The organism is Rhodanobacter sp. ANJX3 (assembly GCF_014200755.1).
Taxonomy (GTDB): domain Bacteria; phylum Pseudomonadota; class Gammaproteobacteria; order Xanthomonadales; family Rhodanobacteraceae; genus Rhodanobacter.
Window position 1 is genome coordinate 314,239 of the sequence record NZ_JACHCM010000002.1, and the last position, 17,044, is coordinate 331,282.

Annotated in this window: 17 protein-coding genes; 7 read left to right on the forward strand and 10 right to left on the reverse strand. The window is 62.6% G+C overall.

The window, feature by feature from the left end:
- Positions 1–16: 16 nt before the first annotated feature.
- From HDE76_RS06175 to HDE76_RS06190, 4 genes are all read left to right on the forward strand, one after another.
- The gene (locus HDE76_RS06175; RefSeq protein ID WP_221262317.1) at positions 17–478 is read left to right on the forward strand and encodes a VOC family protein; all 462 of its coding nucleotides are present in this window, start codon (positions 17–19) and stop codon (positions 476–478) included.
- A 97-nt stretch (positions 479–575) separates the two neighbouring features.
- Positions 576–1,055 (forward strand): DUF4188 domain-containing protein, encoded by a 480-nt coding sequence (locus HDE76_RS06180; protein WP_184506065.1) that lies wholly within the window; start codon positions 576–578, stop codon positions 1,053–1,055.
- Positions 1,056–1,121: 66 nt separating this feature from the next.
- Entirely contained in the window at positions 1,122–1,493 is a 372-nt protein-coding gene (locus HDE76_RS06185; RefSeq protein ID WP_184506067.1) for a VOC family protein, read from the forward strand.
- Positions 1,494–1,579: 86 nt separating this feature from the next.
- Positions 1,580–1,921 (forward strand): MmcQ/YjbR family DNA-binding protein, encoded by a 342-nt coding sequence (locus HDE76_RS06190; RefSeq protein WP_184506069.1) that lies wholly within the window; start codon positions 1,580–1,582, stop codon positions 1,919–1,921.
- A gap of 146 nt (positions 1,922–2,067) precedes the next feature.
- On the opposite strand, the gene HDE76_RS06195 is transcribed toward HDE76_RS06190, so the two are convergent.
- The 6 genes from HDE76_RS06195 to adh all read right to left on the reverse strand — a co-directional run bounded on the left by HDE76_RS06195 (position 2,068) and on the right by adh (position 10,157).
- Positions 2,068–2,391 (reverse strand): EthD family reductase, encoded by a 324-nt coding sequence (locus HDE76_RS06195; RefSeq protein ID WP_179480060.1) that lies wholly within the window; start codon positions 2,389–2,391, stop codon positions 2,068–2,070.
- A gap of 72 nt (positions 2,392–2,463) precedes the next feature.
- A complete protein-coding gene (locus HDE76_RS06200; protein ID WP_179480059.1) occupies positions 2,464–2,871 on the reverse strand; it encodes a DUF779 domain-containing protein in 408 nt (135 codons plus the stop codon).
- A gap of 18 nt (positions 2,872–2,889) precedes the next feature.
- Positions 2,890–5,115 (reverse strand): TonB-dependent receptor, encoded by a 2,226-nt coding sequence (locus HDE76_RS06205; protein ID WP_343205665.1) that lies wholly within the window; start codon positions 5,113–5,115, stop codon positions 2,890–2,892.
- 81 nt (positions 5,116–5,196) lie between these two features.
- The gene (locus tag HDE76_RS06210; RefSeq protein ID WP_184506071.1) at positions 5,197–6,429 is read right to left on the reverse strand and encodes a c-type cytochrome; all 1,233 of its coding nucleotides are present in this window, start codon (positions 6,427–6,429) and stop codon (positions 5,197–5,199) included.
- A 12-nt stretch (positions 6,430–6,441) separates the two neighbouring features.
- Positions 6,442–8,139 (reverse strand): methanol/ethanol family PQQ-dependent dehydrogenase, encoded by a 1,698-nt coding sequence (locus HDE76_RS06215; RefSeq protein WP_184506073.1) that lies wholly within the window; start codon positions 8,137–8,139, stop codon positions 6,442–6,444.
- Between the two features lie 497 nt (positions 8,140–8,636).
- Positions 8,637–10,157 carry an aldehyde dehydrogenase gene (adh, locus tag HDE76_RS06220; protein WP_179480055.1) on the reverse strand — a complete coding sequence of 507 codons (1,521 nt, stop codon included), beginning with the start codon at positions 10,155–10,157 and terminating at the stop codon, positions 8,637–8,639.
- Positions 10,158–10,404: 247 nt separating this feature from the next.
- Between adh and HDE76_RS06225 the strand changes: the two genes are divergently transcribed.
- On the forward strand, positions 10,405–12,282 hold the full coding sequence (locus HDE76_RS06225) for a sigma-54-dependent Fis family transcriptional regulator (RefSeq protein WP_184506075.1): 1,878 nt from the start codon (positions 10,405–10,407) through the stop codon (positions 12,280–12,282).
- Between the two features lie 42 nt (positions 12,283–12,324).
- Here the strand turns inward: HDE76_RS06225 and HDE76_RS06230 are convergent, their stop codons facing one another.
- A complete protein-coding gene (locus HDE76_RS06230) occupies positions 12,325–13,209 on the reverse strand; it encodes a phytanoyl-CoA dioxygenase family protein (RefSeq protein ID WP_184506077.1) in 885 nt (294 codons plus the stop codon).
- A 119-nt stretch (positions 13,210–13,328) separates the two neighbouring features.
- Here HDE76_RS06230 and HDE76_RS06235 point away from each other — a divergent pair, with 119 nt between their 5' ends.
- Positions 13,329–14,444, forward strand: a complete 1,116-nt coding sequence (locus HDE76_RS06235; RefSeq protein WP_184506079.1) for a Gfo/Idh/MocA family oxidoreductase — start codon at positions 13,329–13,331, stop codon at positions 14,442–14,444.
- Here HDE76_RS06235 and HDE76_RS06240 read toward each other — a convergent pair.
- Positions 14,392–15,519, reverse strand: coding sequence for a LacI family DNA-binding transcriptional regulator (locus tag HDE76_RS06240; protein ID WP_184506081.1), 1,128 nt, complete (start codon positions 15,517–15,519; stop codon positions 14,392–14,394). The two genes, HDE76_RS06235 and HDE76_RS06240, sit on opposite strands and share 53 nt — an antisense overlap.
- Before the next feature lie 92 nt (positions 15,520–15,611).
- Between HDE76_RS06240 and HDE76_RS06245 the strand changes: the two genes are divergently transcribed.
- Entirely contained in the window at positions 15,612–15,767 is a 156-nt protein-coding gene (locus HDE76_RS06245) for a hypothetical protein (protein ID WP_184506083.1), read from the forward strand.
- Between the two features lie 93 nt (positions 15,768–15,860).
- On the opposite strand, the gene HDE76_RS06250 is transcribed toward HDE76_RS06245, so the two are convergent.
- Positions 15,861–16,268 (reverse strand): hypothetical protein, encoded by a 408-nt coding sequence (locus HDE76_RS06250; RefSeq protein WP_184506085.1) that lies wholly within the window; start codon positions 16,266–16,268, stop codon positions 15,861–15,863.
- A 530-nt stretch (positions 16,269–16,798) separates the two neighbouring features.
- Positions 16,799–16,993, reverse strand: a complete 195-nt coding sequence (locus tag HDE76_RS06255) for a transposase (RefSeq protein ID WP_184506087.1) — start codon at positions 16,991–16,993, stop codon at positions 16,799–16,801.
- Positions 16,994–17,044: the final 51 nt, after the last annotated feature.

Below are 17,044 nucleotides of genomic sequence, written 5' to 3' on the forward strand. Positions count from 1 at the left end.
CGACTCGGGAGACGCTATGAAGCATCTATCGCTGCGCACCGTCCTTTGGATGCTCTTCGTCATTGCCCCCTGCTCCGCCTTGGCGGCCGACCCGCCCACGCAGAGCCATAGGCAGAAAGTTTTAGGCATTGGCGGCCTGTTCTTCCGCTCCGAGCATCCCGAGCGTCTTGCGCGGTGGTATGAAACCTATCTCGGCATTTCGGTCGTGCCGACAAGCTATGGACAGAAGCCGTGGCAGCAAGAGGCCGGCCCCACCGCGTTCGCTCCATTTCCGAAAGACACCACGTATTTCGGCAAGCCGGGGCCCAACTGGATGGTCGACTTTCGGGTGGCCGATCTCAAGGCCATGATTGCGCAGCTCCGCGCCGCCGGCATTGAAGTCGAGGCGCCGCAGAGCTATCCCAATGGGGACTTTGCACGGCTGCACGATCCCGAGGGCAACCCCATCGAGCTGTGGCAACCCAAACCTTCAAAGTGAGAACTTCTTTGCAAACAGCACTCGCGATTGCTCCAACGGAAGGCGTTGATACAGCGGCGGCAGGCAAAGGGTGCCGGACGTTGGAGCAGGCATCCGCATGATTCGATCCGAGCGTCTTACCGCCGCTATCGAGGGCGACTTTGTGGTTTTTTTGATCGGCATGCGGATCAACCGGCCGCTGAAGGCGCATAAGTGGCTGCCGGTGATTCGTGCGATGCCGCGCATGATCGAGGAGCTTTATCGCCAGCCCGAGCTCGGCTTCATGCATGCCGAGATGTGGTTTTCGCGCACCACCATCATGGTGCAGTACTGGCGCTCGATGGAGCAACTGCTCGCCTACGCGAAGAACAAGAATGCCGAACACCTGCCGGCATGGCAGGCGTTCAACAAGACAGTCGGCACCGATGGCACGGTTGGCATATGGCACGAGACGTATGCGGCTTCGCCGGGAACCTATGAGAATGTTTATATCAACATGCCCGACTTCGGTCTCGGCAAGGCCGGCACGCTACAGTCGGCGACCGGAGGCAGACAGTCTGCCGCTGGGCGCCTCGGCAAAGTCAGGCCCGTAGACTGAGCCGCGCATCGAACAAAGCGCCACTTACCGCTCGCCTGAGCCCGATGCAACACCATGGAGCATTCGATGAATCTGGATACCGTCGAGATAAAAGCTTTTGTTCCCGCCCGCGACTTCGAGCTGTCCAAGCGCTTTTACGAAGACCTGGGCTTTACCGTGGCGTGGTCATCCGACGATCTGGCGTATCTGCATGCGGGCCCATCTAGCTTTCTGCTGCAGCGGTTTTACCAGCAGGAACACGCGGCGAATTTCATGATGCATCTGCTGGTGGCGGATGTGGAAGCATGGTGGAAACAGGTGGTCGATCGGCAACTGGCGGAACGCTATGGCGTGAAAGCGCAAGCGCCGGAGGACCGGCCGTGGGGCGTGCGCGATTTCGTCCTCGTCGATCCCACCGGCGTGCTTTGGCGTATCGGGCAGAATATCGAGTCGAACTGAGGTATATCTGCGCGAGTGGGCATTTGACCGCGACGCGCGACACGGCATACAACCCGCACGGACGTTTTCAAACGAGGGAACGCACGGTGAAATCCGCCACACTACGAACCTATGCCCTGTCCCTGCCCGAGGTGACCGAGCAGCCGCATCATCACTCGGGCTCGTTTCGCGTTCGCGGCAAGATCTTCGTGACGATTCCGCCGGGGCAGACACATATCCACCTGTTCGTTTCCGAGGAACAGCGCGAGCAGGCGCTGGCCATGTATCCCGAGTTTACCGAGAAGCTGCTGTGGGGCGGCAAGGTGGTCGGACTGCGCCTGGCGCTCGCCAGCGCACCGGCGGCTGTGGCCAAGCAGCTGGTTCGGCAAGCCTGGGGGAACAAAGCACCGAAAGCCCTGCTCGCGTCGGATGCTGGTGGCGATTGGTGATGCCGACGCGCCGTCCCATTATTCGAACGACATCCGGCTTCGCCTACCCCTTCGCGCGCCCAGCTATCGCCGGCACGCGTGACATCGCCCGGCGCGAATCGATCAGGCCGTCACCGCATCGATCGACGGCCTGATCGACCGAATGCTCAGCCCGGAAAGCCCACGATCACTTCGCTCATCTGCATCACCGGCGCGAGGTCGGTGTAGTTGGCGATGTCCGCGAGAATTTCCTTGGCGTGCGGACCGAAGCCGGCCTGAAAGGCCTCGGCCGATTCGCTGAAGATATGGCACATGCCGACATAGGTAGCCGGCGCATCCGGCGCGCCGCCGTTGAGGCCCTTGTCGACGGTGTAGTACTTGCAGCTGTCGCCCATCAGGCGCTTGACCAGCGGCATATGCTTGTCTTTGTAGTACGCGTGGTCGAAGCGCGCGCCGGGCACGTTGGGGTACATCACACTGACCTTGATCATGAGCTGTCTCCGGTCGAGAACTTGCTTGCGTGTTGAATCAGAGTTGGTTGGCTTTCATCGCGGTCGACTGGCTCAGAAGCGACCGTCTTTCTGCAGCTGGGCGATTTCGTCGTCGGTGAACAGGCGCGAGCGCGTGAGAAAGCGCACGCCCTCGCCGTTGTCCAGCGAGAACATGCCGCCACGGCCTTCGACCACATCGATGATCAGCTGGGTGTGCTTCCAGTATTCGTACTGCGATGGGCTCATGTAGAACGGCGCATCGGCAATCACGCCGAGCTGCACGTCGTTGTCGCCGACGATGAAATCGTCTTTGGGATAGCACATCGGCGAGGAACCGTCGCAGCAGCCGCCGGACTGATGAAACAGCACCGGGCCATGCTTTTGCCGCAGCCGTTCGATCAGCGCATTGGCGGCGGCGGTGGCGATGACCTTGTCGACCCGCGGGTCGACGGCGGCATCGGTGACGGAAACCTCAGACATGATTCTCTCCGTGGCTGGCTAGAACGTAAGCCGCGCGCCCAGCATGTAAGTGCGGTCGGGGCCGGGCTCGAAATAGCGGCCGTTGCTGTCGTTGACGATGACCGTGCCGATGTAGCGACGATCGGCCAAATTGTCGATGCTGGCGCTGAGCTGCAGCCGCGTGGTCGCGCCCAGCGCGAAGGTGTAACTCGTATCGATATCGACCAAGGCATAGCCTGCCGCACGCTGCGTGTCGGTATCGTTGACGGTGACCGAGCCTACGCCTTGCAGCGTGGCACCCTGACGCCAGCCCAGGTCGGTGCCGTGCTCGAGGCGCAGCGAGCCGTAGTTGTCCGGTACGCCCGGTATCGGCGTGCCGGCGGCGACCGGCGTGGTGGGCACGGCACACGGCGTGGTGGTGCAGGTGAGGAAGGGGCTGCGGAAGCTCGCCAGCAGATGTGTAAAGCCGGCCGACAGCTGAAAGTCGTTGCCCAGCTGCCCGGTCAGCGAAAATTCCAGGCCCTGACGCCGCGCGCTGCCGACGTTCTGATAGGTGGAGCGCCCGTTTTCATTGGTGTCGACGGTCAGCTCGTTGCGCGTGTCGGCGCGGAACGCGGCCGCGTCGAACTCCAGCGCGGGCACGATCTGCCACTTGGCGCCCACTTCCAGATTCTTGCTGTGCTGTGGCTGTAGGTTGAAGGCGAGACCCGGCTGGCCGTCGCTGCGGTAGCCCAGCTCGTTGTAGCTCGGCGTTTCGAAGCCCTTGCTGTAGCTGGCGTACAGCCGAACGTTGTCCGCCGGACGAAACTGTACGCCGACCACCGGCGTGGTGGCCGAGTACGTGACGTGGCCGCTGTCGTCGGGATTGGTGGCGGTGATGTAGAAATCCTGCTCGTGAAAATGCACATCGTCGCGGCGCAGGCCCAGCAGCAGCGACCAACGATCGGCGAAGTGCCAGTACCACTGCGCGTATTCGTCCACGTTGTCGACGTCGTCGTTCTCGTTGCGACGCAGTGCGCCGACAACACCCAGTTCGGTCACGCCTTGACTGTTGGTGATGTAGTTGTTGAAACCGAACCGGCGCTGATGCTGATAGTCGGCGCTGACGCCCAGCACGAATTCGTAGTCGCGATCGAGCAGATCGCCGCTATGCGTCCAGCGCACGTCGGTACCGCCGTAGTCGGTATCGGGCTGCACCACGCCGCCGGACTGCAGCGGATTTTTCTGGGTGGCCACCGGTATCGACTGAAATTGCAGAATGCTGCGCTGGCCGTGATAGACCATCGCGCGGATCTGGTCGTCCTCGTCGATCTGCTGCTCGTAGATCAGGCCGAGCTGGGTCTGCTTGCTGCTCTTGCGGGTATTGAACTGGCTGGCGACCGAAGTGGCCTGGCGTGGATCGGCGTCGACCTGTGCGCGGGTGAGGCCGAGTTCGTCCTGCGCCACGGGCTGGTAGAAGCGGTTCAATACCACCGTCAGTTTGCGCTGCTTACCCAGATCGATACCGAACTTGGCGTTGTCCGATTCGCGGTGTACGCGGCTGTGCTGGCGATAGCCGCCGGAGAGAAATTCCGACGCGGCGATGTTGTAATCGACCGGCCCCACGATGCCGCGCGTGTCGGCGCTGTAGCGAAACGTGTCGTTGCTGCCACCGGAGAAGCCGAGCGTGGTCTGCGGCACGACCGTGCCGTCGGCGCTCCACATCTGCACCACGCCGCCGGCCGCATTGCCATACAGCACGGAGAAAGGGCCGCGCAGCACTTCGACGCGATCGGCGCTGTCGATATTGAACGGCGAGACCTGGCCCTGCCCGTCCGGCAGCGTGGCGGGAATGCCGTCGATATACAGGCGGATGCTGCGCACGCCGAAGGTGGCGCGGCCGCCGAAGCCGCGGATCGAGATCTGCTCGTCCTGCGCGTAATTCTGCCGATCGCGCGCGATGATGCCGGGTACGCCGGTCAGCGTCTCGGAAAGATTGATGCCGGGGTTGGCCGCCGAGGTCGGCTCGACATTGACGATGGTCAGCGCCGCAGGAAGATCGAACGGCGATATCGCCATGCGGCTGGCGTTGACCTTTACCGCGGGCAAGGTCGTGGCCTTGGGGGCTGCGGCGCTGTCTGTCGGTGGCGGCGTGGTGTCCTGCGCCAGCACTTGCCGCGACGACAGCGCGGCGACCAACAACGCGAGTGCGATAGCCCGATCCAAACGAATGGTGGCCCCTTTCTTTGGCACGCCCGGATGAAGGTTTTCGATACCCTGTGTCACGACGATCTCTCCCCAGCCAATAAATACGAAACCACCGATGCACCCAACGCGCCCGTGGTTTCGCATAACAGGACACTGCGATCACTGGTTGTCGATGGGACCGCCACGGTATAGCAGCTTTACCTTGGATTTTGTGGCGTCATCGAACGTCAGCGCCTTGTCGCCAGCCGGATAACCGTTCTGCTGCAGCAGAAAGGCCATGATTTCCACATAGTCGTCGTGCGCCAGCGTGCCCGGTGCCGTCGCCGGCATGTTGTTGGCCACGATGCCGAACACATCGCTGACATGAAAGTCCGCCTTGGGCGAGGCAAAGTTCGGCCCCCTCAATGCGGGGCCCGACCGACCGAGCAGCGTCGGCCCATGGCACATCGCACAATAGGTGAGGAACTTGATCTTGCCGCTGTCCGCCTGCGCCGAGGTAAACAGCGCCGGCGGCGAACCGTCGGGCTTGGCCGCTTTTTTCGAACCACAGCGCCGATCGATGCCGCCGTGGACGGACGACCGCTTCAACATGGCGCTCTTGCCGCGCTGGCTCGGTGTCGCCGCACCGATTTCGGCATACGGCGCCAGCAGCTTCGCCAGCTCGCCCGAGTCGGTGAGCGCGGCAACGGCTTTTTCGAAATCGCGCGCCGCCGGTGCGTGCGCCTCGTCATACAGCGCGACGAGGTTGAACTTCGCATGCGGCTCGTCCAGCTCGTGATACGTGAAACGCGCCGACTCGTGCCTGCTGGCCAGATAGGCCACTACGGTAGGCTGCCACAGCATCGCGGCATGCACCTGGTGTTTTTCCAGCGCACTGAGCGAGGCATCGTCGGTGAGGTGGATATCGGCGTTGACGTTGCGATGCGTCACGAAATACAGGTTCGGCGTGGTCTGGTAGGTCACGGCCACGTCGGTGTTCTTCGCCAGCTGATCCAGCGCTGTCACCTTGCTGGCTTTCGGCGTGACCAGCACGAAGCCGGTGTGGCCGTAAGGCGCAGTGGCCAGCAGACCGGGCAGCGCCGCTTTCGCATCGGCATCCAACGGAAAACCGAGCACCAGCGAACAGCTGGCCTTGGCCAGCTTGTCGAACTCCTTGAGGCTGAAGCCGTCGTCGTCGTTGCCGCCGCTGCCGTCGAACTCGTGCAGCGACAGCGTGCTGCCCTCCTGCGTGGCGATGGCCTGGGCGATGCTTCTATCCACCGTCGCGGTCGGGCTGCTCTTGTCGACGCAGATCGACAGCTCGGATGCGCTGGCGGTGCCGCCGTACAGAAGTACGGCGGCCGTTCCGACCAGCCATGCCAACCGACTTTTTTTACCCATCTGTCGCTTCATGCATGGACTCCGTTAGATCGAAAATACGTAGAAGTGCCCGCCCAGCGGGATGTTCTGCACTTTCGGATCCTTGGCCATGTCGCCACCCCAGATCGGCGTCGCGCCACCCCAGCCGGCGTAGATGCCGATGAACTGCTTGCCGTCGACCTTCCACGTACTGGGCACGCCGATGATGCCCGAGCTCAGCTGCGGGCTTTTCCATTTCACGGCACCGGTCGTCGCATCGAAGGCGTAGAGAAACCCATCGGCGCCACCGGAGAACACCAGGCCGCCGGCGGTGCTGAGCATACCGTCGTTCCACGGCAGTTCGGACGGATGGTTCCAGACCTTTTTGCCGGTGTTGAGATCCATTGCGATCACATCGCCCCACTGCCCCTTGAACGCCGGATCGGCCATCACCTTGAACGACTCGCCGAGGAACGGCAGGCCGGCCTTGTAGCTCACCGTGGCGCCCTTGATCGTCATGCAGGTATGCATGGCGGGGATGTAGGCCATGTGGGTTTTCGGATCGACCGAGATCGGCCACCAGTTCTTGCCGCCGAGGAAGCTGGGGCAGGTAAACACTTCCTTGTCGATGGTCGGACGCATGGCCGGATCGGTGACCGGCTTGCCGTCCTTGAAACCGCTGACCGACGTGGCCGTCACGAACTTCTGGGCGTAGATCAGCTTGCCGTCGGTGCGGTCGATCGCATAGAACCAACCGTTGCGGCTCGCGCTGACGATGGCCTTGTGCTGCACGCCCTGATAGTCGATGTCGGTCAGCACGGTTTCGTTGGTGCCGTCGTAATCCCAGGTGTCGTTGGGCGTGTACTGGTAGTTCCACTTGATCTTGCCGGTGGCCTGGTTCATCGCGATGACCGAGTCGGTGTAGAGGTTGTCGCCCGGACGCAGCGTGGCCAGCCACGGGCCCGGGTTGCCCACGCCCCAGAACAGCGTGTCGCTTTCGGCATCGTAGGTGCCGGTGAGCCAGGCGCCACCGCCACCGGTCTTGTAGGCACCCTTGGGCCAGGTCTTGCCACCCGGCTCGGTGGGTGCCGGAATGGTGTATTGCTTCCATAGCTGCTTGCCGGTTTTGGCATCCAAGGCGGTGATGAAACCGCGCGCGCCGTATTCGCCACCGGACAGGCCGACGATGACCTTGCCCTTGACGATCAGCGGCGCCAGCGTCATGGCCGCGCCCTCGTCGGCGGCGAGCAACTGCTTCTTCCACTGCAGCTTGCCGGTGACGGCGTCGAGCGCGACGACGTAGTTGTCCAACGTGGCCATATAGACGTCGTTGCCGTACAGAGCGACGCCGCGATTGACCACGTCGCAGCACACCGTCTTCAGGCCGACCTGCGACAGATCGTGTTGGTAGCGCCACAGCTGCTTGCCGGTGCTGGCCTGAAAAGCGACCAGCTCATCCTTGGGCGTGGTGATGTAGAGATAGTCGCCGTTGACGATGGCCGGCGATTCGTGGCCCTGCTCGAAGGCGGTCTTGTAATCCCACACCTGCTTCAAACCGCCGACGTTACCGGCGTTGATGGTGTCGAACGGCGAGTAGCCGGAGCTGGTGTAGTCGTGGCGATACATCAGCCAGCCGTCGTCACTGGCCGCCGCCTTCAAACGCGCATCGGTGACCGGCGCGTAGTCGGCGGCCAGCGCACCGCCGACAACCGCCAGCAGCGCAACGATCAAGGCGGTCTTGCGCAAGATAGTCAGACGTTTCATGTGCATCTTCCTCGTGGTGATTCGTTAGGTATAGAAAGCTGATGAGTGCATGGCGATCGGAAGAGGACAACGACGGCGATCGGCCGGCCGGTGAGCGCTCGGCATGCGCCGGCGGTAACGCGGACGTGGTGGCATCGCATCGATGATCTGATGGCTGCGGTTCGCGCTGACGCGCCGCTGTCAGCTGCGGCGTATCGGTCGCGTGACTTGGCTGTTTACATGATCATCCCCTCGTCGACCCGCGATTTTTGAAGTAAGCGCCGTCACGACTACTGTCGTTGCTGCGCTTACTCATGCTTCGTTTGAACAGCTCGCCGATAAGGGCATGGGCATGGCCGCCATCGACAAAACGGCAGCGAATACGACTTTGTGCCTTGCACCCTTGCGCGTGGGCGGGCGTGAACGTCGGCCAGCACCGATAGGACGCCTCGCCTGCGGCTGTCTCGGCCGTGAGCACACGGCCGGCTTCTCCCGGCCGGCCGTGCGCCCTGGCGCGATCAGAAAAAGCCGAGCTTTTTCGGCGAGTAGCTGACCAGCAGATTCTTGGTCTGCTGGTAGTGGTCGAGCATCATCTTGTGATTCTCGCGACCGATACCCGACTGCTTGTAGCCACCGAACGCGGCGTGTGCCGGATAGGCGTGATAGCAGTTGGTCCACACGCGGCCGGCCTGGATGCCGCGGCCGAAGCGATACGCCCGCGTGCCGTTGCGCGTCCACACGCCCGCGCCGAGGCCGTACAGCGTGTCGTTGGCGATTGCCAGCGCTTCGGCGTCGTCTTTGAAGGTGGTGACCGACACCACCGGCCCGAAGATTTCTTCCTGGAACACGCGCATCTTGTTGTGGCCGAAGAACACCGTCGGCTTGACGTAGTAGCCGTCCTTGAACTCGCCGTCGATCACGTTGCGCTCGCCGCCGATCAGCACCTTGGCGCCTTCCTGCCTGCCGATGTCGAAGTAGGAAAGAATCTTCTCCAGCTGCTCGCCCGATGCCTGTGCGCCGACCATGGTGTTCGGATCGAGCGGATTGCCCTGTTTGATCGCGGCCACGCGCTTAAGCGCGCGCTCCATGAATTTATCGTAGATCGACTCATGGATCAGCGCGCGGCTCGGACAGGTGCAGACCTCGCCCTGGTTGAAGGCGAACAGCACGAAACCTTCGATCGCTTTGTCGAGGAAATCGTCGTCCTCGTCCATGACGTCGGCGAAGAAGATGTTCGGCGACTTGCCGCCCAGCTCCAGCGTCACCGGAATCAGGTTCTGGCTGGCGTACTGGCTGATCAGACGGCCGGTGGTCGTTTCGCCGGTGAAGGCGATCTTGGCGATACGGCTGCTCGAGGCCAGCGGCTTGCCCGCTTCCAGGCCGAAGCCGTTGACGATGTTCAGCACGCCCGGCGGCAATAGGTCGCCGACGATCTCGGCCCATATCAGGATGCTCACCGGCGTCTGTTCGGCGGGCTTCAATACCACGCAGTTGCCGGCGGCCAGCGCCGGCGCCAGCTTCCAGCACGCCATCAGCAGCGGGAAGTTCCACGGAATGATTTGACCGACGACGCCGAGCGGCTCGTGGAACTGATAGGACACCGTGTCGTTGTCGATCTCGCCCATCGAGCCTTCCTGCGCACGAATGCAGCTGGCGAAATAACGGAAGTGGTCGATCGCCAGCGGTACGTCGGCGTTGAGCGTTTCGCGAATCGGTTTGCCGTTGTCCCAGGTCTCCGCGTAGGCGATGACCTCGAGGTTCTGCTCCATGCGATCGGCGATCAGGTTGAGGATGCGCGCGCGCTCGGTGACCGAGGTCTTGCCCCAGGCATCCTTGGCGGCGTGCGCGGCGTCGAGCGCGGCTTCCACATCGTCCTTGTCGGAGCGGGGGATTTCGCAGAACGGATGGCCGGTGATCGGGGTGATGTTGTCGAAATACTTGCCGCCTTTCGGCGCCACCCACTGGCCACCGATGAAGTTGCCGTAGCGCGGCTTGAAGGGAACCTGCACGGCGAGATGCTGTTGTTCGAGCTTGGTCATGGATGGGCACTCCGCGTCTGGGAAAGGTACAGACGCCAGAGCAGGAGCCGTGCCAGCAGGCGAGAAAAATTTAGGATGCTGCACTGTGCCAACCGACGGGCTCGCCCCATGTCCGGGAAAAATTTCCCGATCGCTGCAACGCAACAACCAACCTGGCGGCGCGCCTGTTGCACTTTCGTGCGGCGTATGTTTTGTATCGAAACACCACTTATGGAGGTGTCGCATCTTGCGACACACGAGATCACCCATGCGGCACCCGGCATCCACCGAATCGATCAACACGGCGCGACGCAGCTTCTTCGACGGCGGCTCGGAACCGCGAGGGCTGGTGTCCGACACCATCCTCGCCTCGTGGCGTCGCTGCCGCATGCAAGGCTTGGTGGCGGATGCGCAACCCAACCTTGCGCTGGTCGAGCGACATCAGCTGGGCGAGATGCAGGAACAGTACGACGTGTTGCGACGCCTGTGCCGGCCCGAACTGGAAGCGCTGTACGCCAGCGCCAACCACGCGGGCAGCATCGTGGTGCTTACCGCACCGGATGGTTTCATTCTCGACGCGCTGGGCAACGCCGACTTTCTGGACAAGGCCGCGCGCGTGTCGCTGCGGCCGGGTGCGCCGTGGAGCGAAGCGGCCACCGGCACCAATGCGATCGGCACCGCGCTGATCGAACGTCGCGCCATCGAAGTGCGCGGCGGCGAACACTATTACGCGCCGCACAAGGTGCTGAGCTGCTCGGCTTCGCCGATTTTCGATCCGCATGGCGAAGTGGTCGGCGTACTCGATCTGTCCGGCGAGTCGTCCTCGCATCATCTGCATGCGCTGGGCATGGTGCAGCTGGCGGTGGAGCAGATCGAGCATCGATTGTTCGAAAGCGATTTCGACGGCGCCGACATCGTGCGCATTCAGCCGGACGCGGCGCTGCTCGGCACGGCGCGCGAAGGCATGCTGGTGTTCGAGGCGCACAAGCTGGTGGCGGCCAATCGGCACGCTCTGCGACTGCTCGGCATGGACTGGAGCGAACTGGGCAAGCGCCGCTACGACGAGCTGTTCGCCTCGGCATTGCCGCGCCCCGGCAGCGTGGCCGGCATGCGCTGCCAGAGCGGCGAAATGGTGCACGCGCGTCGCGACGTGCCTCGGCAAACCAGCGCTCCATCGCGCGCTACGCGCAGTACGCACGTCAAGCCGCTGCGTTCGCCGGCACCGGTTTTCTCGGTGACGATGAACGAAGCGATCGATCGCAGCGTACGCCTGCTCGACGCGGATATTCCGCTGCTTTTGCAAGGCGAAACCGGCACCGGCAAGGAAGTGGTGGCGCGCGAACTGCACCGGCGCAGCGCGCGCGCCGGTGCGCCGTTCATTGCGGTGAATTGCGCCGCCCTGCCCGAAAGCCTGATCGAGTCGGAGCTGTTCGGCTATCTGCCCGGCGCCTTTACCGGCGCCCGGCGCGATGGTTCGCCCGGCCTGCTGCGCGAAGCCGATGGCGGCACGCTGTTTCTCGACGAGCTCGGCGATATGCCGCTGGCGATGCAGAGCCGCCTGCTGCGCGTGCTGCAGGAGCGCGAGGTCACGCCGCTCGGCGGCAGCCGCGCGCATCCCATCGATGTGACCGTGATCGCGGCCACGCATCGCGACCTCGCCGCAGCGGCCGAGCGCGGTGAATTTCGCTCCGATCTGTATTACCGCATCGCACAGTCGACCTTGCGCCTGCCGGCGCTGCGCGAACATGTGGATCTTGCGTCGGTGATCGAGCAGCTGTGGCGGGCGCTGGGTGGCGACCAGATTCCGATGCATCTGCACCCGGAACTGGTCCAGGATCTGGCCGGCCGACGCTGGCCGGGCAATTTGCGACAGCTGGTGGGACTGCTGCGCAGCCTGATGGCGCTGGGCAACGTCGGATCGGTGCTGACCCGGCACGATCTGCCGGACGACCTGCAGATGCAGAGCGGCACTTCTGCGCGCACGCTGCCGCACGGCAACTTGTCCGGCAGCCTGGAATCGATCGAGCTGCACGCGATCGACGAGGCCATCGCGACCTGCGACGGCAACGTGGCGGCCGCGGCGCGCAAGCTCGGCGTCAGCCGCAGCACGATTTACCGGCGGCTGGCCCAGCACGGCGCGGATTGAGGCAGCGCTCGATAGCGCATCGGCCGCGCCAGCTGCACAGGTTTAGCGCATGCGGCCCTCGGCATTGCCGGCCCTGGCGCTGTCGAGTATTTCCGGATAAGGAAATTCCAGCCCCAATAGCTGGCGCATATCCGGGCTCGCCTGCGCGATGAACTCGGCCGGTAGCGCCGCCGGCAGGTTTTCCATCGGCTTGACCCACTTCGGCAGGTACTGGATCAGGATCGCCGAGCGATCCTTCGACGACAGATTGGGCATGGCGCAATGCCATACCGCGCCGAAGAAGATCACCGTGTCGCCGGGCTCGCCCAGCATGCGTTCGCAGCGATCGTAGAAACGGTCGCTTTCCACCGGATAATGCAGCTCGCGCTGCGAACCCGGCACGTAAGCCGTCGCCCCGGTTTCCACCGTAAAGGGATCGAGCATGATCGTGGCCTGCGCATTTAGCGGAAAGCTCGCGTTGAGCCGGGCCGGATGCGTCAGCGGCGAGTGGTAGTCCCAATACGGATAATCGATATGCGGCTCCTGCCCTGGCCCGCCGGGCAAAATGCGGTTGGCAGCGATCGACCCCATGGTGAAACCGCTGCCGAGAAAAGCGCGCATCACCTGCATCAGCTGCGGGTGCGCGGCCATGCGCGAGAACACCTCGCCCTTGGCCAACAAATTCCACACGCGCCGCTGCAGATCGATGGTGCCGGCCTTGCCCGCGGCGCCCTGAAAATGCGTGACCTTGGGCGCGGACGATTCGGACTCGCGCATCACCACCTCGCGCGCCTGCGCGATGTCCGCCGCCGAAAACAGGCCGCGCACGGTCACCGCGCCGGAGCCGTCGAACAGCTCGCGCACGATGGCGTCGACATCGAGATGTGCGGCATCGACGATGGTCGAGCCGGTAACGACAGCAGGTGCGCGAGCAGTGAGTGCGGACATGGGCATTCCTCAGGCCGGGAAAAGTGGAGGGTCGACGCGAACGCTACGCCGTTTTGCAAGCGCTTGCAAAGTGCACTGCAGCATGCGTAGAGTCGACAAATCACCTACGAGGAATGGCGATGACACAGCTGCGAATCGGCCTGATCGGTGCCGGCTACATGGGCAAGGCGCACACGCTGGCATGGCAGTCGGTGCGAACCGTGTTCGATACCCCGCTGTCACCGGTATGCGAGATGCTGGCCACCTCTACCGAGGCCGGTGCGCGCGAGCACGCGCAGGCCTGGGGCTGGCGGCGTTCGACCGGCGACTGGCAGACCCTGGTGAACGATCCCGACATCGATGCCGTGGTGATCGCCACCCCGCCGCGCACGCATCTGCCGATGGTGCTGGCGGCCATCGCGCAAGGCAAGCAAGTGTTCTGCGAAAAGCCCCTGGGCTGCACGCCGCAAGAATCGCTGCAGATGGCCGAAGCCGCCGAGCGGGCCGGTGTCGCGCATATGGTCGGCTTCAACTACATCCGCACGCCGGCCAGCCAGTTGGCGCGCGAGATCATCGCCTCCGGCGAAATCGGCGACGTCATCCATATCGCGGCCGAGCATGTGGAGGACTATCTGCATTCGGCGCAGCTGCCGGCCAGCTGGCGCACGCGCGAGAGCACGGCCACGGCCGCCGGCGCGCTCGCCGACGTGGGCGCACATGCGATCAACGCCTGCCTGCGAATGGCCGGCCCGATCCAGTCACTAGTCGCCGATACGCATATCGTCCACGCGCGACGCGCCGGGCCTCACGGCGACGAGGCCGTGGGCAACGACGACCTCGGCCAGCTGCTGCTGCGCTTTGCCAGCGGCGCCAGCGGCACGCTCGGCTTCAGCCGCGTCGCCGCCGGCCGCAAGATGGGCTACACCTATCGCATTACCGGCACGCGCGGCGCCCTCGCCTTCGACCAGGAGGATCAGAACGCGCTGTGGCTTTTCGATGCGAGTCGCCCGCTGGAACGGCAGGGCTTTCAGAAGATTCTGATGCGGCCCGGCCATCCCGACTATGCGTCGTTCAATCAAGGCCCCGGCCACGGCACCGGTTACAACGAACAGATCGTGATCGAGGCGCGCGATTTCATCCGCGCGATCGGCAGCGGCCAATCCGTGTGGCCGGATTTCCGCGCGGGACATGAAGTGGACTGCGTTATCGCCGCCGCGCTGCAGTCGGCGGCCGAGCGGCGCTGGATCGACCTTTGACGGGCGTGTCGGCGCGCAGGCTGTCGCGCTCGACGATCTCGCTGGTGAAAATGTTTGACGCAGGCACCCGATCCGGTTCGAGCAGCCACGCCGCCATCTGTGCGATGGCCTGCTCGATCATCGCGGCGATCGGCTGGCGCACCGTGGTGAGTCGATAAGACGCCCACGCCGCGAGCGGCATATCGTCGAAGCCGACGATGCTGACGGACGTCGGCACCGCCACGCCGCGCTCACGACACGCATCCATCGCGCCGAGCGCGATGATGTCGTCGGCACAAAATACGCCGTCGATATCCGGCGACGCATCGAGCAGCGCATGCAGACCGAGCCGGCCGTGTTCGTGCGAGTAGTCGCCGGTGAAGTGTTTGGCCACCAGCGTGACACCCCGTTTTTTCAGCGCGCGGTCGAAGCCGCGACAGCGGTCGCGCGACGCCACGTCGGTGCGCGACGCGCCGAGAAACGCCAGCCTTAGCAGCCCGCGCGAAACCATCAGGTCGCCCACGGCGGCCCCGGCAGCCGCGTTGTCCACCGTCACCACCGGCACCGACACCGGACCGCCGCCGCGCCCGAACAGATGCATCACCGGCAGCCCTGCTTCCACGCAGCGTTCGGCAAAGCCGGCCGGCGGCGCCGAAGTGGCGATCAGCACCGCATCGACGTTGTATTTCAGCATCATCTCCAGCGCCGCATCCGCGCCGCCGCGCTCGGCGAGATTGGCCAGCAGCGGCCGCAGGCCGCGCGCCTGCAATTGCCGGGTAAAGTGATCGAACACATCGAGAAACGCCGGATTCGCAAAATGATTGGACACCAGCCCGATCAACTCGGTGCGGCCCGTGACCAGACTGCGCGCGGCGTGATTGGGCCGAAAGCCCAGCGCTTCCGCCGCCGCCTCGACCCGCGCACGCATGCTCGCCGACACGCTGGCGCCCTCGGTAAAGGTCCGCGACACCGCCGAGATCGACACGCCCGCCTTGTCGGCGACATCCTGCGCACTCACGCGCGTCGGGAAAGCCGAACGGGAACCGCGCTTGTTCAATGCCTGGCCCTGAGTGAAAACGACCGGTGAATCATGCATGAGAGGCCGCGGCCTGTCTGCATATCTTGTCGTCATCCTGGTCGCGGCAACTGCTCGGCCTCGTGCCGACGGGTAGGACGGGATTCGGATCGGTGACTCCGGCGGCTCAGGTGTTTGCGGTCAACGAACTGCAACCGCTGCAGACGCGCTTCCAGCAACTCAACGAATGGATGGGTCAGGCAGTGGTGATGTTCGACGACTACGAAGTTACCGGCTCTGCTGTCAATGGAACGGCCGCAACCAGCTAGCGCAGATATGCCATTCAGTTTATCTAACCCAAGTAGATATCTGTCAGTCACGATCAATGTGATGCCTGATTCGTATCAGCACCTCACTCATACTTACAATAATGGGCATTGGTTAGAAACATCAACTAAATAGTTATGCTCCGGAATTCCTTTGATTGTGAATTCCAAAATTACCGGCGCTACAACTGCAGGCGCAGATGGCTTCTTTATGTCAGAGCCTAAAGATTCCTTTTCATAACAAAGTAAAAGTTTATCTCCATGCAAAATAGAACGAGGATTTTTTTCACTTATTTGAAAACTTGAATCCCAATCAACTACGGTATGAACGTGCAGTTGATGATCTTTCCACTCAGAAGTTATCTTGCCTACGGTCTCGGGATAGCCATTCCAGCGCTGCCGACTCCAATCAATATGCAGCTGCACTTCTTGCGCTAAAACGGTATTTACAACTGCAATCATGCAAATGGCGGCCGTGGCAGCGAATTTAAGTTTATCTTTCATGGTTCGGTTACGTTCGGCCCAGTTGGTATGGTCGGCGGATAATATGTGATGTAGCTCCCCTGATTGCTCATGTCAGGCCCCGTGTTCGGCGTGAACTGGGTTACAGTTTGCCAATTAATGCCAGGTTGATTTGCATAAAGGGCGATAGTCATCGTCTGGCCTCCGCTTGTCCACCCAAAATTATTGGGTGCAGAAACATCAGCGTTCAACTGAAATGCCAGGAGCTGAGCAAAAGATAATTTTCCATTCCCTGAATCTGTACCTGTGTTGCATGCATGCAACCTTATAGATTCGCCCTTATGGCAGTTCGGATCCGCTTGGATCCTGGACGCCAGTTGAATTGGTGTAAGTGGATTTCCATTTTAATCTTCGACTACGAAAGGATTTCCATGTGCGCCCACGGCGTATACGACCGGTGGTGACTGCACGCTGCTGGCCCAATTACTTTGAGGTGATCCATCAGGGAACAAGTTGAGATCGTCAAGCCGGCATAAAAAGGCCTAAAAAGGGACGGAGGGAATTAACCCAAATTAATTCCCTCCGTCCCTTTTTGCGGTGGTCCCTTTTGGTCCCTTTTGGTGGTCCCTTTTTGCGGTGTTCTTCCAGAGGTAATACGTCGGCTCGATGATGCCGTGTTTGCGGCATGTCTCGCCGACCTTTGCCCCGGCCTCCACTTTCTTGAGTATCCGGACGATCTGTTCCTCGCTGAACTTCGACTTCTTCATGCAGAGCTCCTTCGATGGGAAAACTCTACTTCTGACTGGCTCGGATTATCG